22 protein-coding genes, 1 tRNA gene and 1 pseudogene are annotated in these 25009 nt (G+C 71.2%); 11 read left to right on the forward strand and 13 right to left on the reverse strand.

Translation table 11 applies throughout. The annotated features are described in order from the left end of the window. Nucleotides 1-2: 2 nt before the first annotated feature. Together AB0P41_RS04690 and AB0P41_RS04695 are read left to right on the forward strand one after the other, a co-directional pair. Nucleotides 3-2339 (forward strand): PQQ-binding-like beta-propeller repeat protein, encoded by a 2337-nt coding sequence (locus AB0P41_RS04690; RefSeq protein ID WP_365930071.1) that lies wholly within the window; start codon nt 3-5, stop codon nt 2337-2339. Nucleotides 2340-2539: 200 nt separating this feature from the next. Beyond that, the gene (locus AB0P41_RS04695) at nt 2540-3016 is read left to right on the forward strand and encodes a hemerythrin domain-containing protein (protein WP_365930073.1); all 477 of its coding nucleotides are present in this window, start codon (nt 2540-2542) and stop codon (nt 3014-3016) included. 49 nt (nt 3017-3065) lie between these two features. Here AB0P41_RS04695 and AB0P41_RS04700 read toward each other — a convergent pair whose 3' ends face one another. Then, a complete protein-coding gene (locus tag AB0P41_RS04700) occupies nt 3066-4586 on the reverse strand; it encodes a hypothetical protein (RefSeq protein WP_365930075.1) in 1521 nt (506 codons plus the stop codon). Nucleotides 4587-4840: 254 nt separating this feature from the next. On the opposite strand from AB0P41_RS04700, the gene AB0P41_RS04705 reads away from it, so the two are divergent. After that, nucleotides 4841-5320 (forward strand): GtrA family protein, encoded by a 480-nt coding sequence (locus AB0P41_RS04705; RefSeq protein ID WP_356713315.1) that lies wholly within the window; start codon nt 4841-4843, stop codon nt 5318-5320. A 22-nt stretch (nt 5321-5342) separates the two neighbouring features. Here the strand turns inward: AB0P41_RS04705 and AB0P41_RS04710 are convergent, their stop codons facing one another. Next, a complete protein-coding gene (locus tag AB0P41_RS04710) occupies nt 5343-5855 on the reverse strand; it encodes a DUF1772 domain-containing protein (RefSeq protein WP_365930077.1) in 513 nt (170 codons plus the stop codon). Between the two features lie 252 nt (nt 5856-6107). Here AB0P41_RS04710 and AB0P41_RS04715 point away from each other — a divergent pair, with 252 nt between their 5' ends. The 5 genes and pseudogenes from AB0P41_RS04715 to AB0P41_RS04735 all read left to right on the forward strand — a co-directional run bounded on the left by AB0P41_RS04715 (nt 6108) and on the right by AB0P41_RS04735 (nt 9119). Then, a complete protein-coding gene (locus AB0P41_RS04715; RefSeq protein ID WP_365930079.1) occupies nt 6108-6986 on the forward strand; it encodes a septum formation family protein in 879 nt (292 codons plus the stop codon). 104 nt (nt 6987-7090) lie between these two features. Then, nucleotides 7091-7222, forward strand: coding sequence for a hypothetical protein (locus tag AB0P41_RS04720; protein WP_356713321.1), 132 nt, complete (start codon nt 7091-7093; stop codon nt 7220-7222). After that, nucleotides 7219-8019, forward strand: coding sequence for an N-formylglutamate amidohydrolase (locus AB0P41_RS04725; protein WP_365930081.1), 801 nt, complete (start codon nt 7219-7221; stop codon nt 8017-8019). The genes AB0P41_RS04720 and AB0P41_RS04725 overlap by 4 nt, the downstream gene beginning before the upstream one ends. A gap of 136 nt (nt 8020-8155) precedes the next feature. Continuing rightward, a pseudogene (locus AB0P41_RS04730) lies at nt 8156-8700 on the forward strand (aldo/keto reductase); the annotation flags it as partial. Between the two features lie 125 nt (nt 8701-8825). Continuing rightward, a complete protein-coding gene (locus AB0P41_RS04735) occupies nt 8826-9119 on the forward strand; it encodes an aldo/keto reductase (protein WP_356713510.1) in 294 nt (97 codons plus the stop codon). On the opposite strand, the gene rbsD is transcribed toward AB0P41_RS04735, so the two are convergent. The 7 genes from rbsD to AB0P41_RS04770 form a co-directional block, all read right to left on the reverse strand. After that, entirely contained in the window at nt 9034-9423 is a 390-nt protein-coding gene (rbsD, locus tag AB0P41_RS04740; RefSeq protein WP_365930083.1) for a D-ribose pyranase, read from the reverse strand. The genes AB0P41_RS04735 and rbsD overlap by 86 nt on opposite strands. Then, nucleotides 9420-10367, reverse strand: coding sequence for a ribokinase (locus AB0P41_RS04745; protein WP_365930084.1), 948 nt, complete (start codon nt 10365-10367; stop codon nt 9420-9422). Before AB0P41_RS04745 ends, rbsD begins: the two co-directional genes overlap by 4 nt. Before the next feature lie 20 nt (nt 10368-10387). Then, the gene (locus AB0P41_RS04750; protein ID WP_365930086.1) at nt 10388-12349 is read right to left on the reverse strand and encodes a substrate-binding domain-containing protein; all 1962 of its coding nucleotides are present in this window, start codon (nt 12347-12349) and stop codon (nt 10388-10390) included. Continuing rightward, nucleotides 12339-13886 carry a sugar ABC transporter ATP-binding protein gene (locus tag AB0P41_RS04755; RefSeq protein WP_365930088.1) on the reverse strand — a complete coding sequence of 516 codons (1548 nt, stop codon included), beginning with the start codon at nt 13884-13886 and terminating at the stop codon, nt 12339-12341. Before AB0P41_RS04755 ends, AB0P41_RS04750 begins: the two co-directional genes overlap by 11 nt. Continuing rightward, nucleotides 13883-14899: a LacI family DNA-binding transcriptional regulator gene (locus tag AB0P41_RS04760; RefSeq protein WP_356713333.1), complete on the reverse strand. Its 1017-nt coding sequence runs from the start codon at nt 14897-14899 to the stop codon at nt 13883-13885. The genes AB0P41_RS04755 and AB0P41_RS04760 overlap by 4 nt, the downstream gene beginning before the upstream one ends. Before the next feature lie 207 nt (nt 14900-15106). After that, nucleotides 15107-15454, reverse strand: a complete 348-nt coding sequence (locus AB0P41_RS04765; RefSeq protein ID WP_365930731.1) for an SDR family oxidoreductase — start codon at nt 15452-15454, stop codon at nt 15107-15109. Nucleotides 15455-15549: 95 nt separating this feature from the next. Continuing rightward, nucleotides 15550-15637, reverse strand: a tRNA-Leu gene (locus AB0P41_RS04770). Nucleotides 15638-15826: 189 nt separating this feature from the next. Between AB0P41_RS04770 and AB0P41_RS04775 the strand changes: the two genes are divergently transcribed. Then, nucleotides 15827-17200, forward strand: coding sequence for a DUF2254 domain-containing protein (locus AB0P41_RS04775; RefSeq protein ID WP_365930090.1), 1374 nt, complete (start codon nt 15827-15829; stop codon nt 17198-17200). Nucleotides 17201-17240: 40 nt separating this feature from the next. On the opposite strand, the gene AB0P41_RS04780 is transcribed toward AB0P41_RS04775, so the two are convergent. The 4 genes from AB0P41_RS04780 to sucC form a co-directional block, all read right to left on the reverse strand. After that, nucleotides 17241-17618, reverse strand: coding sequence for an SH3 domain-containing protein (locus AB0P41_RS04780; protein WP_124275765.1), 378 nt, complete (start codon nt 17616-17618; stop codon nt 17241-17243). 133 nt (nt 17619-17751) lie between these two features. After that, nucleotides 17752-19326, reverse strand: coding sequence for an aldehyde dehydrogenase family protein (locus AB0P41_RS04785; protein WP_365930092.1), 1575 nt, complete (start codon nt 19324-19326; stop codon nt 17752-17754). 548 nt (nt 19327-19874) lie between these two features. After that, nucleotides 19875-20756: a succinate--CoA ligase subunit alpha gene (gene sucD / locus AB0P41_RS04790; protein ID WP_356713339.1), complete on the reverse strand. Its 882-nt coding sequence runs from the start codon at nt 20754-20756 to the stop codon at nt 19875-19877. A gap of 2 nt (nt 20757-20758) precedes the next feature. Continuing rightward, nucleotides 20759-21895 (reverse strand): ADP-forming succinate--CoA ligase subunit beta, encoded by a 1137-nt coding sequence (sucC, locus tag AB0P41_RS04795; protein WP_365930093.1) that lies wholly within the window; start codon nt 21893-21895, stop codon nt 20759-20761. Between the two features lie 166 nt (nt 21896-22061). Between sucC and AB0P41_RS04800 the strand changes: the two genes are divergently transcribed. After that, a complete protein-coding gene (locus AB0P41_RS04800; protein ID WP_356713343.1) occupies nt 22062-23753 on the forward strand; it encodes a thiamine pyrophosphate-binding protein in 1692 nt (563 codons plus the stop codon). 16 nt (nt 23754-23769) lie between these two features. After that, nucleotides 23770-25008: a formyl-CoA transferase gene (gene frc / locus AB0P41_RS04805; protein WP_356713345.1), complete on the forward strand. Its 1239-nt coding sequence runs from the start codon at nt 23770-23772 to the stop codon at nt 25006-25008. The last annotated feature ends 1 nt before the right edge of the window (nt 25009 follow it).

The following is a 25009-nucleotide window of genomic DNA, read 5'->3' on the forward strand; positions in this document are numbered from 1 at the left end:
GAATGGCCACGTTGGAGCCGTTGAGTTCGTCCGACGAACACCGGATCGGCCCTTACACACTGCTCGGCAGACTGGGCTCCGGCGGCATGGGCACCGTCTATCTCGGGCGCTCCGCCGGGGGCCGGACCGTCGCCGTGAAGACCGTACGGCCGGAGCTGGCCGCCGATGCGGGTTTCCGGGCACGCTTCGGCGCCGAGGTGACGGCGGCCCGCAGGGTGTCCGGTGCCTTCACCGCTCCGGTGGTCGACGCGGATCCCGACGCCCCGGTGCCGTGGCTGGCGACGGCCTTCGTACCGGGCATCTCCCTGGGCGCCGCGGTGACGTCCACGGGTCCGCTGCCGGCGCGCGCGCTGGGAGCACTGGCGGCAGGCATCGCCGAAGCCCTGACGTCGGTCCACGCGGCCGGACTGACCCACCGCGACCTCAAGCCGGGCAATGTGCTGCTGGCCCTCGACGGCCCGCACGTCATCGACTTCGGCATCGCGCGCGCCGCCGACGGTACGGCGCTGACAGCCACGGGCACCATCCTCGGGACTCCGGCGTACATGTCGCCCGAGCAGGCCACGGACGGCGAGGTGGGCCCCCCGAGCGACGTGTTCTCCCTCGGTGCGACGCTCGCGTTCGCCGCCCTCGGCAGAGGTCTGTTCGACGGCGGGCAGCCCGTGGAGGTGCTCAAGCGGGTGGTGCGGGAGGAACCGGATCTGACGGGCGTGCCGGACAGCCTGCGGCTCCTTGTTGCCGCGTGCCTGGCGAAGGCCCCGGCGGACCGTCCCGCCCCGCGTCAGATCGTCGAGTACGTGGAGCGGAGCGCGGCCCCGCGCACGGAGGGGCCGTGGCTGCCGCCCGCGGTGATGCGGGCGATCGAGGAGGCGACATCGGTGATGGCGCCGACCGTGACCCCTCCCCCGCAGGACGCCCCCGCGCCGTTCGTCCTCGCCCCGCCGCCGGGCCCGCCCGGCTACCCGCCGCCGCCCTTCCCGCCCGCATCCACCGCCCGCCCCAGCCGTCGCGGGCTGATCGTGGGGCTCGCGGCCGGAGCGGTGGCCCTGGCGGGGGGCGGCACGGGTCTGGGGCTGTGGCTGGGAGGCGACGACTCCCCCGGGACTCCGGCCGACGCGAAACCGGATGCTCCCGGGCTCACCGACGACAAGCGCTCCCTCGACACCGATACCTCCGCGACCCCGCTGTGGACGGCCGCGGTGTCCGAACCTCTGCTGCAGATCTCCGGTGAGGACGGGACCGTTGTCGGCTTCAGCGCCAAGCGGGCATGGGCGTTCGACAAGGCGGGCAAGAAACTGTGGGGTCCGCTGGCCAACGTCCCCGACCAGGTACGCGCCGGTCTGCCCGGTCTGGTGGCCGCCGTGGACGGCGACTTCGCCTACAGCGTCGTCGTGGACGGGAGCCGCGTCGAGAAGCGGATCCTTCGGGCCATCCGTCTCGACACGGGAGCCGTCGCGTGGACACTGCCGCTGTCGCTGGAGAACGCGACGGAGGTGACGGTGCCCGGCATGCTCGGCGGGCAGGTGTACGTCGTCGGTGACTATGTGTCCATCGACTTCGACCGCGGCACCGAACCGGCCGTCTCGTACAAGAAGGGCACGTTCGTCTGTTCCGTCGACCCGGCAGAACGGAAGGTCGGCTGGCAGATGGTGCTCCACAGCACGGAGACGAAACTCAACAAGGGCTACCTGTTCGTCCCGTCCTCCGGTGAGCGCCTCATGTGGGCGAGCCGCAACACCGACGGGAGCGCCCCCACCGTCGCGGGCCTCGACGCGAGCGCCAAGGGCAAGGTGGTCTGGGAACAGCCCTCTCCGGGCAGCGCGACGAGCGCCACGGACGTACTGATGCAGGGAACGTACGGCGCCTGGCGGGACGGGCCGCACTCCTCCGCCGGCGGCTTCTTCCTTCATGTGACCGACCGCCTCTACGCCATCGACCCGGCCAACGGACAGGTGGCCTGGGAGTCCCCCAAGGTCTCGTTCAAAGCCGTGGTCGCGAGTCCGGACGGAAGGACGGTCTACGCCGCCGCCAACACCGGCATCGCGATGACCGTCTACGCGATGAACGCCCGCACCGGTGACGTGCGTTGGGCAGGCTCCCTCTCCAACGAGACTTTCGGCCTCCCGTACATGCAGAGCGCGGAGGACACGGTGTACCTGAGCACCGGCGACTGGCTGTGGGCGCTCGACGCCGCTGACGGCAGGGCCCGCTGGCAGGCGGAGCTGGGTGCCGCCGTGAAGTACGGCCAGGTTCCCCTCTTCGCCGCCGACGGCTTGGTGTACGCCTCGGGCCCGAAGGGGCTCACGGCCTTCACGTCCACGGGTAAGGCGGCATCCTGAGCTGCCGGCGTGGCAGCGAATCGTCACCGAGGGCAAGCGCATGTCCGACGAAGGAGTCGCACACATGTGCCCGAACAGTTGGCGTCCGTCCCGCAGAAGCCGGCGTAGGACTCCGGCTACAGCCTCACAGGGGACAAGGGGCGATAGGGTGCGTGTCCCCCTTGCCGCCCATGAGCCGTTTGCCCGGTTACGGTGGCCGCATGTGCCATTACTGCGGCTGCCGTGACATTCCGCTGATCAAGGAGTTCATCGCGGAGCACGAGTCCGTCACCGACACCGCGGGGGACGCCGTGCGCGCCCTCGACCAGGGCGATCCGGCACTCGCCGGGGAGCTGGTAGCCCGGATGGGGCGGGAGCTCCTCGCCCACTGGCGGGGTGAGGAGGACGGGCTCTTCGCGGTGATGGGCGGCGACCCGGAGTACGCCGGATACATCGACGCCCTGGTGCGGGAGCACCGCGAGCTCGCCGCCTTACTCGACCGGGTCGATCTGGGCCGCGCCGAGGACGTCGTACAGCTGCGGGAGGCCGTCGACGAGCTGCACCGCCACATCACCAAGGAGGAGGACGGCCTCTTTCCGGCCTCCCTCACCGCGCTCTCGGGTGACGAGTGGGACCGTTCGATGGCTGCGTGGCGCGCGGCGCATCCCGACGCGCCCGGAGACCTGGGCCGCGCGTGACCGGGACCGGCCGGCCTGCCGCAGAGGCGGCGCGGCCCGGTCGGCCGGGTCACCGGGTTGCCGCCGTCCGGCCCGTGGCGGGGCCCGGCAGCAGATAGGTCCGGTGGGGGCCGGGGCCACGGCCGGCCGGCAGGGAGAACACCCGGGTGCCGCCGACTCCCGGGGGCGGTGCGCCGCCTTCGGGCACCAGGACGGCCGTGGGTACGCGCCGCGCGAGGTCCCTGAGGGTTGCGGGGGTGATGCTCGCGTCGTGCCCGTCGGTCTGGCGCGAGGCGCAGCCGGCGTAGTAGGCGACCGGCACGGCGTGGTCCCCGCTGACCACGCACGGCGGTCGCACGCCCAGCTGGTTCAGCGCCCCGGCGACGGCGGCGAATTCGGTGGTCGTGGCGTGGCTGGTGCGGACGACATGGCTGAGCACGGAGAGCTGGACGGTGAGATGAGCGGCCAGGGCCAGCGTCAGCACGGCGGCTCCCGCGGGGTGGCGTGAGCGCCGTGCCCGGGCATGGAGGCGCGTCACGCTCTCCGCCACGGGCACGGCCAGCAACGCGTAGGCAGGGAGCAGGAATCGGGGCGCGGCGTACTCGACCAGGAACAGATACGGAACGGCCAGGGAGACGCCCGTCGCCGTCGCGAGCAGTGCCGTCGCGCCGCGGCCCGCACGCCGGGCCGCCACGATTCCGCCGGTCGCGAGGAGCGGCAGCGCCACCCACCACACGGCCGTGGCCGGGTTCTCCCAGCCGATGTCGCAGGGGCGGCACAGGGTCCGGCCGGCGAGCGATCGCAGATGGTCGTCGACCGCGAAGTTCCATCCGAGTCCGCCCTGGATCTCGCCGGCCCGGTGCAGCCGGGAGCGAAGGCCGCCGTAGTGGGCGTACGCCTCGGCGGCCCAGGGCGCGCAGCCGGCCACGAGTCCGCCGACGAGCGCGGCGCACAGGCGCGGCAGGCGTCGGCCGCGTACCACGGAGACGGCGAGGGCCAGCGGCAGCGCGAGCCAGAAGCCGTCGGCCGGCCGCATCAGCGCGACCAGCGCCACGGCCGCCCCGGCGCCTGCCGTCTCCGCCGGTCCCGCTGCACCGCGCAGGGCTCTCACGACCCAGCCGGTCGCGGCCAGCGCGCCCAGGGCGCACCACAGGTTGGGCATGGCCGCGGGACCGTAGAACAGGGTCGGCCAGAGGCCTGCGAACAGAGCGCCCGCGCCTACGAGCACGCGCGTGGGCAGGACCTTCCGCCAGATCCACAGGGCGAGGAGCAGGGCGCCGGCGGACAACAGGGCGAGGTAGATCCGGAGGGCGGTGGTGGATGAGGTCAGCGCGGCGGCGGGCGCGACCAGGTAGGAGATTCCCCGGGCGCGGGGGGCGCTGAAGAAGGCGGGAGGGGCGTTGCCGCCGACCTGGCTGACATAGACCGTCTCGTCCCATGCCAGCCCTGAACCCGGCACGACGAAGGCGAGTTGCACCGCGGCGAAGACCGACACGACCGCTGTCAGCCACGGCAGCGGGCCGGACGGCCGCAGGCTCGGCCGGGCGGCCGGCGTCCTCTGCGACGGGCTCAGCGGCGGACAATCGTGCATGACCCGCTCCTCTCCTCACCGGGGCCGCAGGACGGAGGTGCGCGGCCTTGGTCAACGAGAGAGGTACGCGGGGAGTCACGCGGGGCGGCGCGCCCCGACCGGGCGGCACGGGGTGTCCCCCGGTCCCCTTAGTCCCCCTGGGGGATGCCCCCCATATAAATCGGGGCCCGGCTGCGTCGCTGGGGGGACGTGCCGGCCCTCGGCCGTGGGGTGGAATCGGAGGACCGTCCCCGCATCCCTCCTGGAGGAACCCCGTGACCGCCCGAGCGCACCTGCCGACGAAGCGCACCGCCCATCCGCTGGTCGCGGCGTTCGTGCGCTTCGTCGTCTGCGGGGGCGGAGTCGGACTGGCCGCCAGTGGTGCGCTGGTGCTGCTGGGCGAGCGGATACCTCTGGCCCTCGCCAACGCCGTGATCACCGTCGTCTCCACCGTGATCGCGACGGAGTTGCACAGCCGGATCTCCTTCCGGAGCGATCGCAGGGGGTGGCGGGTCCATTTGCAGTCCGGGCTGACGGTGGTGGTGAGTTACGCGTTCACCACCGGCGCGCTGCTCGTGCTGCACGCCGTGCAGTCCGCTCCCTCCGTGCTCGTCGAGCAGACCGTCTATCTGTCCGCGTCCGCAGCGGCCGGTGTCGGGCGGTTCGCGCTGCTGCGGGTGGTCGTCTTCGCCCCGTCCCGCGTACCGTCGGACGCTCCAGCCCTGACCAGGCCGGCGGTCGTGATCGCGGCCTGATCCCCGGGTTCACGAGGGTGCCCTACGTGCCCAACTCCCTTACGGCCGTGCCGTGGAGGTAGAGCGCCCACAGCAGGGCACCGAGGGACGCGGTGTGGAGAACGGCGCGGACGGTGTTCCATGTGACCCAGCGGCCCTCGAACGCGGCGCGGGCTTCCCTGAGCCGGTCGGGCGCCGAGTCGAGCGGCACCTTGTCCAGTGTGTCGTTGAGCGGGACGTTCTGCGTGCCGGTGACGAGGAACGCGGCCCCGTAGAGCACCAGGGCGGCGACGATCCACGGCAGTGCTCCGCCACTGTGCCCCTTCGCGGCGAGGACCGTCGCCAGCACCAGCAGCGGCAGTGGCAGCAGGAAGGGGGTGAGGAACCAGCCGTTGAGGATCGCCCGGTTGATGTGCTGCATGCTCCGGACGAACGCCTGGTCGTCGCCACGGGACAGGCCCGGCATGACGGCGTAGGAGAAGGCGCAGAACAGTCCGGCCATCAGGGCCGCTCCCCCGGCCGAGACGAGAAGTGCCACGGTCTGCAGTGTTCTCATGCGTGCTCCGAATCCGGCGCTGCGGCCCACTCGACGAAACGGGCGGGACCTCGATGCCGCGGCGCAGGAGAACGATATCGACCGCGGCGTCCCCACGGGCGGAGAAGCGAAGCCCGATGACCGGACGTCAGCTACGGGGCCGACAAGAACGTCGCCACGAGGACGCATGGCACCCGTACACAGGGACGTCACATATATGCCATACGATGCGCACACCTGTTCACAGCTCTTCCGCTTGAGGATCCTCACGTCATGTTTTCCGGTGTCACGTCCCGTTCAGCGCGCGGCATATCCGCCGCCGTCGCCCTTCTCGCGATCGGCGCGGTGGGCTGCGGTGATGCCATAGACAGCGCCAAGGCCGGGGCCAAGAAGGCGATGCGCCAGCGGTCGGTCTTCTCCCTCACTCCGGGCGACTGCTACAACCCCAACAGCGGGGCGACCGCGAGCGAGGAGTTCAGTGTCGAGATCGTCCCGTGCGGGGAAGCGCACAAGGGTCAGGTCGTCGGCGAGTTCGCCATCCGGGGAGAGTCGGCATACCCCGGTGACGACGGGGTGACGGAGATCGCCGACAAGCGGTGCCCGGTGGAGTCGCAGAAGTTCATCTCCGACACCTGGGCGGTCCCGGCGGGCGTCGGCCTCTTCTACTACCTCCCCACCGGCGAGACCTGGAAGACCGGTGACCGGGCGGTGAGCTGCACGTACGCCAAGGAGTCGGGCACGTTCTCCGGATCCCTCGAGAGCAAGTCCCTGAACGCCGGCCAGTCTGCGTACCTGAAGGGCTCCAACGCCGTCTACGAGGCGTTCTGGAACAACCAGCCCGAGGCGGATCAGATCGAGGACGACCTTGCCGGTTACAAGAAGCAGGCCGAGGCCGTTTCCGCGGCGCTGAACTCCCACGTGGCCGGCCTGAAGAGCATCGAGCAGCCGGAGACCACCAAGCTGCGCACGCGGCTGGAGGAGACCGCGGACGCGTGGGAGGAGGCGGCCTCGGCCGAGAACATCGACGACTTCTACATCGCCTTCGATCTCGCCTTCACCGGCATCGACCCGAACGAGACGATCGCCGCCCGCAAGGAGTTGAAGCTCGCCACCACCGTCCCGGCCGACGACGCCGAGGTCTGGGCGAACTGACTCCTCCGCCCGTACGCCCGCCTCTCCGGCCGCTGCCGGCGGGGCGGCAGCGGCCGGCACTCGCACCGGTCCGCGAGAAGATACGACGAGCATAAACTTCACCCATGAGCATCCAGGCGAGCATCGGGACCGCCGGACTCCGCGAGTCGAAGAAGCGCGAGACGCGGCAGTTGATCGCCGAGGGCTACGCGACCGCCCCTCACCCCGGGGCCGCACGTACGAGGACCGGCTCTTGAGCCACGAGCCGTCCCCCTTCCAGCTCCTGCCCGGCGCCGGCGGGTCTCCGGTACTGCTGCATGTCCCGCACTCCTCCCGGATCGTCCCGGAGGGCGTGCGCGACGGCATCGTGCTCGACGACGTGGCCCTCGACGCCGAACTCGACCACATCACCGACTCCCATACGGCCGACCTGGCCGCCAGGGCCTCCGCAGGCTGCGCGGTGACCCCCTGGCGCTTCGTCAACGGCCTGTCGCGGCTGGTCGTCGACCCGGAGCGGTTTCCCGACGACCGGGAGGAGATGCTGGCCGCCGGCATGGGCGCGGTCTACACCCGCACCACGCACCGGGAACGGCTCCGCCCGCCCGGCGCGGATCCGGAGCCACTGCTCGACCGCTACTTCCACCCGTACGCCCGGGCGATGACCGCCGCCGTCGACGAACGGCTGGCCGCCACGGGGCGTGCCGTCGTCATCGACGTGCACTCCTACCCGGCCACCGCGCTCCCTTACGAACTGCGCGGCGCCGGCCCGCGGCCCCCGGTCTGTCTGGGGACCGACGGCTTCCACACTCCGCCCGGGCTCCTGGCCCGGGCCGAGGCGGCGTTCGCGGGATTCGGCGGCACCGGGCTGAACAGCCCCTTCCCCGGTACGTATGTGCCGCTGAAGCACTACGGGACGGACCGGCGGGTCGGCGCGCTGATGATCGAGATCCGGCGCGACCTGTACATGACCGAGCCGGGCGGTCCGGCCGGCCCGGGGCTCGACGCGCTCGCCACCGCGCTGGCCACGCTGGTCGACGGGCTCATGGACGTGTGACGGCGGCGGCTGCCCGGGCCGGGTGCAGGGGCGCGACGGGCCTGGGCGCGTACGGCAAGCGCGTTCGCCGCACCAGCCGTTGCGGTCAACGTCGCTGCTGACGTGTCCCGTTGACTCGAAGGGAGTCAGGCGATCCATGACAGCCACAGCCTTCCGAATCAGTGGTGGTCCGGAGGTGCAGCGGCTCGGATTCGGAGCCGTGCACTTGCCGACCGAACCGGGGACCGCCCGCGAGACCGGTCTCTCGGTCGCCCGCCGCGCGGTCGAGTTGGGCAGCCCACTGATCGACACCGCGCACATGTACGGCGGCGGGGCCAACGAGGAACTCCTCGCCGAAGCGCTCCGCCCCAACCCCGAGAGCCTCCTGATCACCACGAAGGCCGGCATCACCCGGCCGGACCCCTCGGCCGACCGGAAGCTCGACGGCCGGCCTCCCTGCGCGAGCAGTTGGAGCAGGGACTGCGCCGCCTGCGCGTCGAGCGGATCGAGCTCCTCCAGCTGCACCGCATCGATCCGGAGACGCCTCTCGCCGACCAGCTCGGCACGCTCCGGGATCTCCGGGATCTCCGGGATCTCCGGGACGAGGGCAAGATCGGCCGGATCGGTCTGTCCGAGGTCACCGCCGACGAACTCGCCCACGCCCAGGCGCGGGAGACCGTCGAGATCGCGAGTGTCCAGAACCGCTACGACCTGCTCGACCGGGAGCACGAGCCCGTCCTCACCGCCTGCGAGGCGGCGGGTTCGCGTTCCTGCCGTGGCGCCCGGTGGTCTGGGGCGACTCCGGGCAGAACGCCGAGATCCTCGCCGTGGCGGCCGAGCTGGAGGCCACCCCCACGCAGGTCGCGCCGGCCTGGCTGCTCGCCCGCTCGCCGGTCGTCCTCCCGATTCCGGGCACGGCCCGGATCGATCACCTGGAGGAGAACGCCGCGGCGGGGCACGTCCGGCCGACGCCTGCGCACCTCGACGTCCTCGACCGGTTGGCCGCGCCGGAGCAGGGGCCCGCCGGGGCCGGTGTCAGAAGAAGACGCCGCACCTCAGCAGCACGTTGGCGTACGGCCGGGCCTCCCCTGTCCGCACCACCAGACGGGCGGACGCGGTGAGCGCCTTCAGCTGTTCGTGGGACACGTGGGTGAGGTCCGGGAGGCGGGCGGCCAGCAGGCGGGCGGCTTCAGGATTCGCCTCCCGTACCTCTTCGGCCGCCGTCGCGCCCTCCACGGCCAGCTCGTCCAGCAGACCGTCCAGGACCTCGGCGAAGGACGGGACGCCCGCGCGGAAGGCGAGGTCGACCACGCGGGGCCCCGGCGGGATCGGCATGCCCACGTCGCAGACCAACACGCCGTCACCGTGGCCGAGTCCGGCCAGCGCTCCCGCCAGGTGGCGGTTCAGAATGCCTGACTTCTTCACAGCGCGGCGACCTCTTCCGCGGTCGGGAAGGACGCCTGCGCGCCCTCCTTGGTGACGGCAGCCGCGCCGACCCGCACGGCGAACGCGGCGGCCTCGGTGAGGTCCTCGCCCAGCCCGAGCCGCCAGGCCAGGGCCGCGGTGAACGCGTCGCCCGCGCCCGTCGTGTCCACGGCGTCGACCCGGGGGCTCGGCACGCGTACGGGTTCGCCCCCACGCGTGTCGGAGACCAGCGCGCCTTCGGCGCCCAGGGTGATCACCACCGATCGCGGGCCGAGGGCGGTCAGCCCGCGCGCCCAGGACTCCGGGGTGCTGCCCGCGCCCTCCCCCAGGATGGAGCGCGCCTCGTGCTCGTTGACCACCAGCGGGTCGCAGGCGGCCAGCACCTCGTCGGGGAGCGGCGCGGGCGGGGACGGGTTGAGGACCAGCCGCGCCCCCGGACCGAGGACCCGGGCCGTCTCCGCGACGGTGTCCAGCGGGATCTCCAGCTGTACGGAGACCACGCGGGCCGACGCGAAGAGCGGGCCCGCGGCCCTGATGTCCCCGGGTGTCAGCCGGGCGTTGGCGCCCGGGGAGACGACGATGCTGTTGTCGCCCGAGGGGTCGACGGTGATGAGGGCCACGCCGGTGGGCGCCTTTCCGACGAGGACTCCGCCGGTGTCGACACCCGCCTCCTGCTGCGAGGCGCGCAGCAGCCGCCCGTGGGCGTCGTCGCCGACCCGGGCCAGGAGCGCCGTACGGGCACCGAGCCGGGCGGCGGCGACCGCCTGGTTGGCACCCTTGCCGCCGGGGTGGACGACGAGGTCGGAGCCCAGCACCGTCTCCCCCGGCCCGGGTCGGCGGTCGACGCCGACGACCAGGTCGGCGTTGGCGGACCCGACGACCAGGAGGTCGTACCCGGAGTGCCCGGAGGGTGAGGAGGCTGCGGAGGCGTCGGTCGCGTGCATCAGGGCAGTGCCTTTCGTGATCAGGAGAAGTCGGCGACGTTCTGCCGTGTGACGACCTTGACCGGCACCTTCACCATGCCGGCGATCTTCTCGCCGTCGGCCGCCTTGATCGCGTTCTGTACGGCGATCTTCCCCAGTTCGCCGGGCTGCTGGGCGACGGAGGCGTACAGTGTGCCCGCCTCGACCGCCTTCAGGCTGTCGGGGGTTCCGTCGAAGCCGACGACCGGGACGGACTTCCCGGCCTTGCTGCCCAGTGCCTTGACCGCGCCGAGGGCCATCTCGTCGTTCTCGGCGAAGACGCCGTTGACGCCCGGGTGCGACTGGAGCAGGTTGGTCATGACGTCCAGGCCCTTGGTGCGGTCGAAGTCGGCGGGCTGGGTCGCCACGACCTTGATGTCCGGGTACGCCTTCAGGCCCGCGGCGAAGCCCGCGCCGCGCTCACGGCTGGCGGATGTGCCCGCGGTGCCCTGGAGGACGATGATGCTGCCCTTGCCGCCGAGCCGGTCGGCGAGTGTCTTCGCGGCGAGCTTGCCGCCCGCGACGTTGTCGGAGGCGACGAGTGTCGCCGTCTTCGCCTTGTTGACTCCCCGGTCCGCCGCGACGACCGGGATGTCCGCCTCGTTGGCGTTGCGGACACCGGGGCCGACCGCGTCGGAGTCCACCGGGTTGACGATGACGGAGTCCACTCCGGAGCTGGTGAAGTTTTCCAGCTGGTTGGCCTGCTGCGAGGCGTCGTTCTGGGCGTCGGTGACGGTGAGGTCGATGCCCGCCTTCTCGGCCTCCTGCTGCGCGCCTTCCTTCATCTGGACGAAGAAAGGGTTGTTCAGGGTGGAGAGTGACATGCCCACCTTGGTGGTGGTGCCCGAGGAACCGGACTTGAAGAAGGTCACGGCGGCGATGACGGCAGCCAGGACGACCACCGCGACGCCCAGCCGCATCGCGCTCCTGCGGCCCTTTCCGGGTGATCCGGGCGCGGCGGACGCGCCACCTGCGGACGCGCCGGACCCCGCCTTGCGGCGCAGCGTGTCCAGCAGCACCGCGAGGGCGATGACGACGCCGATGACGACCTGCTGCCAGAAGGCGGAGACGGACAGGAGGTTGAGGCCGTTGCGCAGCACGGCGAGGATCAGTGCGCCGATCAGGGTGCCGGACGCCTTGCCGACGCCACCCGCGAGGCTGGCGCCGCCGATGACGACCGCGGCGATCGCGTCGAGTTCGTACCCCTGGGCCGCCTGCGGCTGTGCGGAGACCAGACGGGAGGCGAGGACGATGCCCGCCACGGCGGCGAAGAGGCCGGAGAGGGCGTAGATGGCCAGCTTCTGCTTCTTGACGCGCAGTCCGGACAGCCGGGCCGCTTCCTCGTTGCCGCCGATGGCGTACATGGAACGGCCGATGTAGGTGCGGGCCAGGATGAGGGCCGCTATCAGGCCCATCGCGATCATCACGAGGACGGGGACGGGCAGCCAGCCACCGAGCGTGTCACCGAGCACGGAGACCGAGTCGGGGAAGGGGATCGGCCGGCCCTGGGAGATCACCAGGGAGAGTCCGCGGGCCACCGACAGCATGGCCAGCGTCGCGATGAACGACGGCAGCTTGCCGTAGGCGACGAGGGCGCCGCTGACGAAGCCGCAGGCGATGCCGGTGGCCACGGCGATGATGACCGCCAGCCAGACGGGAACACCCGCGGACGTCGCCGACCAGGCGAGGACGGTCGCGGAGAGCGCGGCGACCGAGCCGACGGAGAGGTCGATGCCCGCCGAGACGATGACGAAGGTGACACCGAACGCGAGGATCGCGGTCACCGCGGCCTGGACACCGACGTTCAGCAGGTTCTGGGTGGTGAGGAAGTCGCCGGAGAGCAGCGACATCGCCACCAGGAGGACGACCAGCGCGCTCAGCGCGCCGTTGTCGAGCAGGAGGCGGCGGAGGGTGTGCCCGGCGCCGCCCGCGCCCGTCTTGCTCGGATGCGTGTCAGTGGCCACGGGGGCTCTCCTCTGCGTTCTCTGCGTGCTTGTCGGGGTCGGTCACAGGCGCGGCACTGACGGCGAGGGCCATCACAGCGTCCTGGGTGGCTTCATGGGCGGGGAGTTCTCCGGCGATGCGGCCCTGGGCCATGACCAGGACTCGGTCGCTCATGCCGAGGACCTCGGGCAGATCGCTGGAGATCATCAGGACGGCGTGGCCGGAGGCCGTCAGCTCGTTGATGAGCTGATAGATCTCGACCTTCGCACCGACGTCGATGCCACGGGTCGGCTCGTCGAGGATCAGCACCCGGGTGTCGGCCAGGAGCCACTTCCCGATGACGACCTTCTGCTGGTTGCCGCCGGAGAGGGTACGGACGTGCTGGCCGAGGCCGGCCATGCGTACGCCGAGCTGCTCGGCGATGCGGGCGGCGGCGGTGCGCTGTCCCTTGACGTCGACGATGCCGGAGCGGGTCGCCGAGCGGAGGGTGACCAGGCCGAGGTTCTCCTGGACGGAGGCGTCGAGCACGAGGCCCTGGCCCTTGCGGTCCTCGGGGACGAGGCCGATCCCGGCGCCCATGGCGGCGGTCACGTCGTGCTTGGCGAGCCGCTCGCCGCGTACGTCGACGGTGCCGGCGTCGTAGGGGTCGGCGCCGAAGACGGCGCGCGCGACCTCGGTGCGGCCCGCTCCGACGAGCCCGGCGAGGCCGACGACCTCACCGGCCTTCACGTCGAAACTGATGTCGTGGAACACCCCGTCCCGGGTGAGCCCGCGTACGGAGAGCAACGACGGCCCCGTTTCCGGGCGTTCGCGCGGGTACTGCTGGTCGATGCTGCGCCCCACCATGAGCTGGACGAGCTCCGCCTCCGGTGTCGATGCGGGCACCTGGTCGATGCTGCGGCCGTCGCGCAGGACGGTGACGCGGTCGCCGAGTGCGGCGATCTCGTCGAGGTGGTGGGTGATGAAGACGACGCCGACGCCGTCCGCACGCAGCTGCCGCACGATCACGAAGAGCTTGTCGACCTCCTCGGAGGTGAGGACCGCGGTCGGCTCGTCCATGATCAGGACCCGCGCGTCCAGGCTGAGCGCCTTCGCGATCTCGACCATCTGCAGCCGGGCGATGCCCAGTTCGCGGACCCTGGCCCTGGGCGAGACGTGCAGGCCGACGCGGCGCAGAAGCACTTCGGCGTCGGCCTCCATGCGCCCGCGGTCGATCATTCCGAAGCGGCGCGGCTGGCGGCCCAGGAAGATGTTCTCGGCGACGGTGAGATCGGGGACCAGGTTGAACTCCTGGTAGATCGTGGCGATCCCGAGCTTCTCGGCGTCCTGCGCTCCGTGGATGCGCACCTCCTGGCCGCCGGCGAAGATCCGGCCGCGGTCCGGGCGGTAGGCGCCGGAGAGCATCTTGATGAGAGTGCTCTTGCCCGCGCCGTTCTCACCGAGGAGGACGTGCACTTCGCCGCTGCGCAGGTCGAAGTCGACGCTGTCCAGGGCGACGACACCGGGGAAGGTCTTGCGTACGCCTTCGATGCGCAGCAACTCGACTGATTCGCTCACTCGTTGCTCCCGGGGGTGGAGGGGCGCTCGCCGCAGGAGCTGCGTACGACGAGGCGGGCGGGCAGGGTCACGGACTGCGGGGGGCGGCCCTCGACGATGTCGATCAGCGCGCGCACGGCGGCCCGGCCGAGGTCGCCGGTCGGCTGGGCGATGGCGGTGATCGGCGGGGCGGTGTGGAGGAACCACGGGATGTCGTCGAAGGCCGCGATCCCGATGTCCTCGGGGACGCGCAGGCCGCGTGCGCGGATCGCGTCCAGGGCGCCGAGCGCCATGAGGTTGTCGGCGGCGAACACGATCTCGGGGGGCTCGGGCAGCGACAGGAAGCTCTCGGTGGCGCGCCGGCCGCTCTCGGCCTGGAAGTCGCCCTGCCCGATGTAGGCGTCGGGCAGGGCGAGCCCGTGGGCCCGCATCGCTTCCCGGAAGGCCTCGACGCGTTCGTCGCCGGTGGTGGTGGCGGCCGGGCCCGCGATGATGGCGAGCCTGCGGTGGCCGAGGGCGTACAGGTGGGCGACCAGGTCCTGGATGGCCCGGTGCCCGTCCGCGCGCACGACCGGGATGTCCACCCCGGGGATCCAGCGGTCGACGAAGACCATCGGGGTGCCGGTGCGCGCCACGTCCAGCAGCAGGGGGGACTCGCCGTCGGCGGGTGAGACCAGGAGCCCGTCGATCCTGCGGTCCAGGAGCGTACGGACGTGGTGGTCCTGCTGTTCGAGCCGCTCGTCGGCGTTGCCGATGATCACGCTGTAGCCGAGTCCGCGCGCCTCCTCCTCGACGGAGCGGGCCAGCGCGGTGAAGTACGGATTGAGTACGTCGCTGATGACGAGGCCGAGCGTGCGGGTCTGGTCGGTGCGCAGCGAGCGGGCCACGGCGTTGGGCCGGTAGCCGAGGGCGTCGACGGCGGCGAGGACGCGTCTGCGTGCGTCCGGGCTGACGGAGGGATGGCTGTTCAGGACGCGGGAGACCGTGGCGACAGAGACTCCTGCCTGGGCCGCGACATCCTTGATGCTCGCCATTTCCGGACCACCTCCTTGTGGTTTCCGTAAGCCTCGAAACCAGCGGAACCAGCCGTGGAATCGATTACACGGATGATTGGAATCGATTACATGGCGGAAAACAACCCCGCGACCGGTGGACGTGACCGGATCGTGATGCGCGGCCCCGCGCAGCGGGTACGGACGGGGGCTCCGGACCGGAGGTCGACCGGAGCCCCGGTCCTCAGGTCACCGGCGCATGGCGGTGGGCTGGGCGTCGGTGCGCATCGCGGCATCGGTGCCGCCGTCGACGTAGAGGATCGAGCCGGTGGTGAAGCGGGCCTCGGGGCGCAGGAACTGTTCGACCCAGAACGCGATGTCGTCGGCCTGGCCGAAGATCCCCAGGGGCATCGGCGTCGGGAAGGAGTCCGGGTCCGGGGTGGCCGTCACATCCGTGGAACCGGTCATCAGCGGGGTGATCACCGCGCCGGGCGCGATCGCGTTGAGGAGGACACCACGGCGGCCCCACTCCGGCGTCACCGCGGTGCGCCGGACCCAGCGGGCGAGGGCCAGCTTCGATGTCGCGTAGGCCGAGATGCTGGGGGGACGTCACTGCCGCGGCGGACAGGCGGCCCGCTGTCGGGGCGAATCCGCGGCATGCAAAAAGACCCCAGATGAACTGGGGTCTTCGCTGGTGTCCGAGGGGGGACTTGAACCCCCACGCCCGATAAAGGGCACTAGCACCTCAAGCTAGCGCGTCTGCCATTCCGCCACCCGGACAAGGTGTCTGTCGTTTCGGGGTGTTCCCCGTGGCGACAAAGAAAACAATACCAGGGGTTCGGGGTGCCTCTCACCTGCGTTTCAGGTGGTCAGTGCGGTGCGTGCCCGCCCGAGCGCCCCTGCCGTCACGTTGCGCACACTCCGTGGCGCACCGTGTGCGCGGCGTGCTGCCGGGCTACCTTCGCGGGCATGAGTGGCAAGAGCGGCCTGAGTGGGACGAGTGGCGCTAGTGGGACGAGCGGCCCGAGTGACACGAGTGCATCCGTCCCGCGGACACCCCGCGCCCTGGCCTCGCTGCGGGAGCGGCTGCGGGACGCCTTCTGGTGCGCGCCGACGGCGGGGCTCGTGGGCGCCTTCGCTCTGTGGCTGGCCCTCTCCGAGCTGGACACCTGGATTGTCGCGTATCTCCAGAAGGAGGGAGCCTACGAGGAGCTCGGGGACCTTCTCACGTTCGCCGGGGACGCCCGGACGATCGTCACCACGGTCAGCTCCGCGATGATGACGTTCATCGGTGTCGTGTTCAGCATCTCGCTGGTGGCGGTGCAGATGGCGAGCGGGCAGCTCACCCCGCGCGTCGTCCGGATCTTCGTACGGAGCAGGATCAACAAGCTCACGCTGACGGTGTTCCTCGCGACCTTCGCGTTCTCGCTCCTGGCGCTGACCTCGTACGAGGGCGGGCCGGAACCCGATCCCCGCCGGGTGACGTCGGCACCCCTGTTCCAGAGCCTGGTGACGCTCGGGCTGGTCGGACTGAGTCTGCTGCTGTTCGTCGCCTACGTCTCCTCCGCCCTGCGGCTGATGCAGGTCGGGCCGGTCCTGGACCACATCGCCCGTGAATCGCTCCGTGCGCTCGGCCGGCAGCCGGAAGGAGTGGTGGACGAGCCGTCCCTGGGACCCGTCACCGCCCAGGTGGCGCACCTGGAGCGCGCGGGGGTGCTGCGGAGTGTGGCGGTGGCACGGCTGGTGAGGGCCGCGCGTCGGCACGGGGTCGTGCTGCGGCTGGTCCCCCGGACCGGCGACTTCCTGGTGCCGGGCACACCGGTGCTGGCCGTGCACGGCGGGACGGCTCCGCCCCGGCACGCCTTGCGCCGCACGGTCTCGGTCGGGGTCGAACGCGCCCTGTTCCAGGACCCCGCGTTCGGTCTGCGGCAACTGTCCGACATCGCGCTGCGTGCCCTGTCGTCCTCGGTGAACGACCCGACCACGGCCGTGCAGTGTCTGGACCGGATCGTGGAGTACCTGGCCGTCGCTGTGCGTCTGCCGCTCGCCCCGCTGCACCACCGGGACCGGCGGGGGCACGTACGGCTCGTCCAGCATGTGCCGGGGTGGACGGACCTCGTGGACCTCGCCTTCGAGGAGATCCGGTGGTGCGCCGCCGCGAGCCCTCAGGTCACGCGGCGGATGCTGGCCGGACTCGACGACCTGCTGCTGCTCGCCCCCGAGGAGCGGAGACGACCGCTGCTCAGGCACCGTGCGCTCCTGGTCGAAGCGGTGGAGCGCACGGTGCCCGAGGGGGCCGGGCGGGCGTTCGCGCTGCGCCCGGACCGTCAGGGGATCGGCTGACCCCCTCGGCGTGCCCGCGCCCGCGCCGGTCGGCGCAGGGCTACTTGATGTATCCGCCGTAGATGAACCTGGCCCTGCTCGGGGTGCCGGGCGCATCGGTGTCGAGGTACCCGGTGATCTCGTACCAGACGTTCCCCGCGGAGTTGATGCACTCGTAGTACAGGTGGACCGTCCGTCCGGCAGCGATGTGGCTCGTGACCGAAGCGCTCGCGGAGGCGCCCGTGTGGACGGGGGTGCGGGCATTCGTCACCCCGCCCCTCCCGTATCCCTTGCAGGTGAGCGCGGCCTGCGTGCTCACCCCGCCGGACTCGGCCAGGGTGCCGGCGGAAGCAGCACCGGCCGACGGGGCGGCGGTGAGCACGGCCGAGGCGACCAGGACAGGCAGGGCGAGCGCCGTCCACGTCTTGGTTTTCTTCACGAAGGGTTCCTAACGGTGTGCGAGTTCGTCTTTCCTCTGACACGGCGCTGGTAGCAACCAGCACCGTGACTCGAAGATCGTATGGGTGTGCAGTGACGAACTGACGGGGCATCATGGGTCCTTCAACTTCCCATCACATTGGGGGCATGAGGTGGTAGTCCGGGAAATTGCCCGGCAGCCGCTCCCCCGCCGGGCCCTCGGTCACGGCCCGTACGAGTAGTTCGCCGCCCACGAAGGCGCCCCGCCAGGACCCTCCGAAGCCACCGAAGAGCTCCTCGCGGTCGCCGCGGGAACGAGGCTTGCCGTGACCGGTCTTGAAGGCGCGGATCTGCGGGGCCAGTCGCTCGTACGTCGCCGGGTCGTCGGTGGACAGGGTGGCGACCAGAGCGCCGTTGGACGCGTTCATGGCCGCGAGGAGCTCGGCCTCGGTGTCGACCAGGACGATCGTGTCGACCGGGCCGAAGGGTTCCGCGTGGTGCAGCGGGGAGGACGGGGGCGGGTTGAGGAGCGTGACCGGGTGGAGGTACGCGCTGGTGTCCTGGCCGGGAAGGAAACGGGCGTCCGCCACGGATCCCTGGTGGAGGGGGACGGCCCCGCGGTCGATGGCCTCGGTGACCTGGTCGTGCAGTTCCTTGGCCTTGGTGGCGTTGATCAGTGGGCCGAAGTCCAGTACCGGAAGGGGGTCGGAGGGGTGCTCCACGGCGAGGGGGTGCCCGGTGCGCAGAGACCGTACGGCGGGGAGGTAGGCCGCCAGGAAGTCCGCGAAGCGCGTGCGCTGGACGACGAAGCGGGGGTAGGCCGTGCAGCGCTGCTTGCCGTAGTCGAAGAGCTTCGGGACGACCGCGGTGAGGGACGGCCAGTCCGTGTGGTTCCAGATGCCCCAGGTGTTGAGTCCTTCCTGTTCGAGGATGTGCCGCTTGCCGAGGTCGGCGACGGCGGTAGCGATCCGGGCGCCGGTGTCCCGGCCGCCCACGAAGGAGACACAGCCGATCTCGGCCGACCGGACGAGCGGTTCCGACAGTTCGCTTCCGCTGCCGCTCAGGAGGGTGAGCGGGACGCCTTCGCGGGCGGCGAGTGCGCACGCCAGGGTGAGGCAGGAGACGCCGCCGTCGGTGGGGGTCTTGGCGATCACGGCGTTGCCGGCCAGCGCCTGTACGAGCATGGCGTGGACCAGGACGGACATGGGGTAGTTCCAGCTGGCGATGTTGGAGACCGGGCCCCCGAGCGGGGCGCGGCCGGCCAGGAGGCGGTCGCTGTGGTCGACGTACCACCGGACGCCGTCGATGGCGCGGTCCACGTCGGCCTGGGCGAGGCGCCAGGGCTTGCCGATCTCCCAGACCAGGAGGAGCGCGAGGAGCTCGCGGTGCTCGGTGAGGGCGTCGAGGGTTGCGGAGACGCGGGCGCGGCGTTCGGGGAGCGGGATGTGGCGCCAGGCGCGGTGGGCGTCGAGAGACGCTCGTACGGCGTGGCGGGCGGTGTCCGCGTCCAGACGGGGCGGGCCGGTGATGGGCGTGCCGTCGATGGGGCTGGCGGCGGGGAGGGTACGGCCGTCCCGGTGCCAGTTGGCGGCCCAGAGGTTGCGGGCCCTGTCCTCCTCGAAGGCCTCGGGGGCGGTGGTGAGGCAGCGGTTCCAGGCGTCCTGCCAGGCGGTTCCTGGTTTGAGGTTGAGGGGGGTGGGGGTGGGCTTCTGTGCGGGTGTCTGTGGCATGGGTCTCCGCTCTGGGTGCGGTTTGGGGTGCGGGTCTGGGGTGCGGGGTGCGGGGTGCGGTGGTGGCGGGGTGGGCGGGGCGCCTGCGGCGGGCCTGTTCCCCTGCCCGCCCCTTCCCGTAACCGGGGCTCCGCCCCGGGCCCCGGTCCTCAATCGCCGGACGGGCTGCATCGGTACGGCACTGCTCCGAACACAGTCCCGCACCGCCGGACCGGCCTGCATCGGTACGGCACTGCTCCGAACACAGTCCCGCACCGCCGGACCGGCCTGCATCGGTACGGCTCTGCTCCCAACGCAGTCCCGCACCGCCGGACCGGCCTGCATCGGTACGGCACTGCTCCTGACGCAGTCCCGCACCGTGGACGGGCTGCATCGGTACGGCTCTGCTCCGAGCGCAGTCCCGCACCGCCAGACCGGCCTGCATCGGTACGGCTCTGCTCCTGACGCAGTCCCGCACCGCCGGACCGGCCGAATCCCTACGGCTGGGGGGTCTGCGCTGTGTCGGCGCGGCATCTGCGAACCCGGGGCCATGGGTCCGGACTCGGCTGTCAGCCGCGCAGCCTGGCCCCCGCCAGGCGGGCCGTTTCCGTCGGGGTGGCGCCCACCGCGACTCCTGCCGCCTCCAGCGCCTCCTTCTTCGCCGCAGCTGTGCCGCTCGATCCCGAGACGATCGCTCCGGCGTGGCCCATCGTCTTGCCCTCGGGGGCCGTGAAGCCGGCGATGTAGCCGACCACGGGCTTGGTGACGTGCTGGGCGATGTGGGCCGCCGCGCGCTCCTCCGCGTCGCCGCCGATCTCCCCGATCAGCACGATCAGTTCGGTGTCCGGATCGTTCTCGAAGGCGGTCAGGCAGTCGATGTGCGTCGTCCCGATCACCGGGTCGCCGCCGATGCCCACCGCCGTCGAGAAGCCCGTCTCGCGCAGCTCGTGCATCAGCTGGTAGGTGAGCGTGCCCGACTTGGAGACCAGGCCGATGCGGCCGGGCTTCGTCACGATGTCGGCGGGGATGATGCCCGCGTTGGACTGCCCCGGGCTGATCAGCCCTGGGCAGTTGGGTCCGAGGACGCGTGTGCCGCGGGCCTTCGCGTGGGCGTGGAAGGACACGGCGTCGTGGACCGGGATGCCCTCGGTGATGACCACGGCCAGGCCGATGCCCGCGTCCGCCGCCTCGACGACGGCCGCCCTGGCGAACGGTGGCGGGACGAAGACGACGGTGACGTCGGCGCCGGTGGCGTCCATGCCGTCGCGTACGGAGCCGAAGACCGGGACCGTGCGGTCGTCGAGGTCCACGGTGCGGCCGGCCTTGCGCGGATTGACGCCGCCGACGATCTGGGTGCCCGCGGCAAGCATCCTCCTGGTGTGCTTCATGCCCTCGGCGCCGGTCATGCCCTGGACGAGGACCTTGCTCTCCTTGCTGAGGAAGATGGCCATGATCAGTGCCCTCCCAGGGCGAGTCGGGCTGCTCGGTCGGCCGCGCCGTCCATCGTGGTGACCTGCTGGACCATCGGGTGCGCACGGTCGTCGAGGATCGCCCTGCCGCGTGCCGCGCTGTTGCCGTCGAGGCGGACGACCAGTGGTTTCGTCAGGTGGACCGAGTCGAGGGCCTGGACGATCCCGTCGGCGACCGCGTCGCAGGCGGTGATACCGCCGAACACGTTCACGAAGACGGATTTCACGGACGGGTCGGAGAGGATGACCGTCAGCCCGTCGGCCATGACCCGGGCCGAGGCCCCTCCCCCGATGTCGAGGAAGTTGGCCGGGCGTGCGCCGCAGCCGGCGACCACGTCAAGGGTGGACATGACGAGTCCGGCGCCGTTGCCGATGATGCCGACCTCACCGTCGAGCTTGACGTAGTTCAGCCCCTTGGCGTTGGCCGCCGTCTCCAGCGGGTCCCCGTGGGGGTCGGCGGTGTCCGCCCCCCACCGGCTCTGCCGGAAGGCGGCGTTGTCGTCCAGGGTGACCTTGCCGTCCAGGGCGAGGATCCGGCCGTCCGTGGTGCGGACCAGCGGATTGACCTCGACGAGCAGCGCGTCCTCCTGGGTCAGCACCTGCCACAGCGCCTGGAGCGCGGATGCGGTCTCCGGCGGGAGCGAGGCGGCCTCCGCGATCTGCGCCGCCTTGCCCGCCGTGACCCCCTCGGCCGGGTCCACGGGGATCCGGGCCACGGCCTCCGGACGGGTGGCGGCGACCTCCTCGATGTCCATGCCGCCTTCCGCCGAGGCGATGGCGAGGAAGGTGCCGGCGGCCCGGTCCAGGACGTAGCTGACGTAGAACTCCGCCTCGATGTCCACGGGCTGAGCGAGCATCACGGTCCGCACGAGGTGGCCCTTGATGTCCATGCCGAGGATCCCGCGGGCGGTGACGACGGCCGCCGCGGGGTCCGCGGCGGCCTTCACCCCGCCGGCCTTTCCCCGGCCCCCCACTTTGACCTGCGCTTTGACGACGACACGGCCGCCGAGCCGTTCGGCCGCGGCGTGCGCCGCGGACGGGTGGTCCACGACCTCGGCGTCCGGTACGGCGATGCCGTGGTCCGCGAAGAGTTGCCTTGCCTGGTGCTCGTACAGATCCATAGCCACTCCCGATCGTGCCGATTGTGAAAGTGCCGCACGCCCCCTGGACACCACCCACCGGATGCGGGATAACAAGCTTCATACAGTATTCGTCGACTGTATGCAATGTACCGCGAGAGCGGCGGAACGGCTCCCGCACTCCCCTACGAAGGGACAGGACATCGCCATGCCCGAGGACAGCCAGGACAGCCAGAACCTCATCTCCGGTGGGCACTTGGTCGCCAAGGCACTCAAGGCGGAGGGGGTGGAACGCATCTACACCCTCTGTGGCGGCCACATCATCGACATCTACGACGGCTGCGTCGACGAGGGCATCGAGGTCGTCGACGTACGGCACGAGCAGGTGGCCGCCCACGCGGCCGACGGCTACGCCCGTATCACCGGGAAGCCGGGGTGCGCCGTCGTCACCGCGGGCCCCGGGACGACCGACGCCGTCACGGGGGTCGCAAACGCCTTCCGCGCCGAGTCACCGATGCTCCTGATCGGAGGTCAGGGGGCTCACACCCAGCACAAGATGGGCTCGCTCCAGGACCTGCCGCACGTCGACATGATGACGCCGATCACCAAGTTCGCGGCCACCGTGCCGGACACCGCGCGGGCGGCGGACATGGTGTCGATGGCGTTCCGGGAGTGCTACCACGGGGCGCCCGGCCCGTCGTTCCTGGAGATTCCGCGCGACGTCCTGGACGCGAAGGTCCCGGCGGACCGGGCGCGGGTCCCCGAGGCGGGGCGTTACCGTGCGTCCACCCGCGGGGCGGGTGACCCGGCCGACATCGAGAAGCTCGCCGATCTGCTCGTCCACGCCGAGAAACCCGCCATCCTGCTGGGCAGTCAGGTCTGGACGACCCGCGCGACGGACTCCGCCACCGAACTCGTCCGGACCCTCAACATCCCGGCGTACATGAACGGCGCGGGCCGCGGCACCCTCCCGCCCGGCGATCCGCACCACTTCCAGCTCTCGCGGCGTTACGCATTCTCCAACGCCGACCTGATCGTGATCGTGGGTACCCCGTTCGACTTCCGGATGGGCTACGGCAAGCGGCTCTCCCCGGCCGCCACCGTCGTCCAGATCGACCTGGACTACCGCACGGTGGGCAAGAACCGCGATGTCGACCTCGGGATCGTCGGTGACGCGTCACTCGTTCTGAAGGCGGTCACGGAGGCCGCGAGCGGCCGGATCAACGGCGGTTCCGCTCTGCGCAAGGCGTGGCTGGACGAGCTGCGGGCCGCCGAACAGGTGTCGATCGAGAAGCGGCTCCCCCAGCTGAAGTCGGACGCCTCGCCCATCCACCCCTACCGGCTGGTGAGCGAGATCAACGACTTCCTGACCGAGGACTCCATCTACATAGGGGACGGCGGCGACATCGTCACCTTCTCCGGGCAGGTCGTCCAGCCCCGCACCCCGGGCCACTGGATGGACCCGGGCCCGCTCGGCACACTCGGGGTCGGGGTGCCCTTCGTGCTGGCCGCCAAGCAGGCCAGGCCCGACAAGGAGGTCGTGGCGCTGTTCGGCGACGGCGCGTTCTCCCTCACCGGGTGGGACTTCGAGACGCTGGTCCGCTACAACCTGCCCTTCGTCGGCATCGTCGGCAACAACTCCTCGATGAACCAGATCCGTTACGGCCAGAAGGCCAAGTACGGCGACGAACGCGAGCGGGTCGGCAACACCCTCGGCGACGTCCACTACGACAAGTTCGCCCAGATGCTGGGCGGTTACGGCGAAGAGGTGCGCGACCCCGCCGACATCGCACCCGCGCTGCGCAGGGCCCGCGAGTCGGGTCTGCCCTCGCTCATCAACGTCTGGGTCGACCCGGACGCGTACGCCCCCGGAACGATGAACCAGACCATGTACAAGTGACAGAGGAGCGGTTGGCATGACCAAGGCTCTTGAGGGCGTGCGCGTCCTCGACATGACGCACGTACAGTCCGGTCCCTCCGCCACCCAGCTGCTCGGCTGGCTCGGGGCGGACGTGGTCAAGCTGGAGGCGCCGGGCGGCGACATCACCCGCAAGCAGTTGCGCGATCTGCCCGACGTCGACTCCCTCTACTTCACGATGCTCAACTGCAACAAGCGGAGCATCACCCTCAACACCAAGAGCGAGCGCGGCAAGGAGATCCTCACCGAGCTCATCCGCCGCAGCGACGTGATGGTGGAGAACTTCGGCCCGGGCGCCGTGGACCGGATGGGGTTCACCTGGGAGCGGATCCAGGAGATCAACCCCCGGATCGTGTACGCCTCCATCAAGGGCTTCGGCGAGGGCCCGTACACCAACTTCAAGGCGTACGAGGTCGTCGCGCAGGCCATGGGCGGCTCGATGTCCACCACCGGATTCGCGGACGGCCCGCCGCTCGCCACGGGCGCTCAGATCGGCGACTCGGGCACGGGGATCCACGCGGTCGCCGGCATCCTCGCCGCCCTCTACCAGCGCGAGAACACCGGGCGCGGCCAGCGGGTGAACGTGGCGATGCAGCACGCGGTGCTCAACCTGTGCCGGGTCAAGCTCCGCGACCAGCAGCGGCTGGAGCACGGGCCGCTCGCCGAGTACCCGAACGCCCAGGACACCGCCGGCGCCGACGAGGTGCCGCGCAGCGGCAACGCCAGCGGCGGCGGCCAGCCGGGCTGGGCGGTGAAGTGCGCACCGGGCGGACCCAACGACTACGTGTACGTCATCGTGCAGCCGGTCGGCTGGAAGCCCCTGTCCGCGCTGATCGGGCGGCCGGAGCTGGCGGACGACCCCGAGTGGGCGACGCCGGAGTCCCGGCTGCCGAAGCTCGGCAAGATGTTCCAGCTGATCGAGGAGTGGTCGGCGACGCTCCCCAAGTGGGACGTCCTGGAGCAGCTCAACGCTCACAACATCCCCTGCGGCCCGATCCTCTCCACCAAGGAGATCGTCGAGGACGAGTCCCTCGCCGCGAACGAGATGGTGGTCCGCGTCGAGCACCCGGAGCGGGGAACCTTCACCACGGTCGGCAGCCCGTTGAAGCTGTCCGACTCCCCCGTCGACATCGTCACCTCCCCGCTGCTCGGTGAACACAACGCGGAGGTATACGTCGGTGAACTGGGCCTGGGTGACGAGGAACTGCGGCTCCTCAAGACGAACGGAGTCATCTGAG

The sequence above is a fragment of the Streptomyces sp. NPDC079167 genome, from assembly GCF_040686735.1.
GTDB lineage: Bacteria > Actinomycetota > Actinomycetes > Streptomycetales > Streptomycetaceae > Streptomyces.

Bases quoted from the DNA above. Each gene is read 5' to 3' on its own strand.
- AB0P41_RS04690 (WP_365930071.1), top strand. From the start codon at position 3: ATGGCCACGTTGGAGCCGTTGAGTTCGTCCGACGAACACCGGATCGGC.
- AB0P41_RS04695 (WP_365930073.1), top strand. From the start codon at position 2,540: ATGTGCCATTACTGCGGCTGCCGTGACATTCCGCTGATCAAGGAGTTC.
- AB0P41_RS04700 (WP_365930075.1), bottom strand. From the start codon at position 4,586: ATGCACGATTGTCCGCCGCTGAGCCCGTCGCAGAGGACGCCGGCCGCC.
- AB0P41_RS04710 (WP_365930077.1), bottom strand. From the start codon at position 5,855: ATGAGAACACTGCAGACCGTGGCACTTCTCGTCTCGGCCGGGGGAGCG.
- AB0P41_RS04715 (WP_365930079.1), top strand. From the start codon at position 6,108: ATGTTTTCCGGTGTCACGTCCCGTTCAGCGCGCGGCATATCCGCCGCC.
- AB0P41_RS04720 (WP_356713321.1), top strand. From the start codon at position 7,091: ATGAGCATCCAGGCGAGCATCGGGACCGCCGGACTCCGCGAGTCGAAG.
- AB0P41_RS04745 (WP_365930084.1), bottom strand. From the start codon at position 10,367: ATGCACGCGACCGACGCCTCCGCAGCCTCCTCACCCTCCGGGCACTCC.
- AB0P41_RS04760 (WP_356713333.1), bottom strand. From the start codon at position 14,899: ATGGCGAGCATCAAGGATGTCGCGGCCCAGGCAGGAGTCTCTGTCGCC.
- AB0P41_RS04775 (WP_365930090.1), top strand. From the start codon at position 15,827: ATGAGTGGCAAGAGCGGCCTGAGTGGGACGAGTGGCGCTAGTGGGACG.
- AB0P41_RS04785 (WP_365930092.1), bottom strand. From the start codon at position 19,326: ATGCCACAGACACCCGCACAGAAGCCCACCCCCACCCCCCTCAACCTC.
- sucD (WP_356713339.1), bottom strand. From the start codon at position 20,756: ATGGCCATCTTCCTCAGCAAGGAGAGCAAGGTCCTCGTCCAGGGCATG.
- sucC (WP_365930093.1), bottom strand. From the start codon at position 21,895: ATGGATCTGTACGAGCACCAGGCAAGGCAACTCTTCGCGGACCACGGC.
- AB0P41_RS04800 (WP_356713343.1), top strand. From the start codon at position 22,062: ATGCCCGAGGACAGCCAGGACAGCCAGAACCTCATCTCCGGTGGGCAC.
- frc (WP_356713345.1), top strand. From the start codon at position 23,770: ATGACCAAGGCTCTTGAGGGCGTGCGCGTCCTCGACATGACGCACGTA.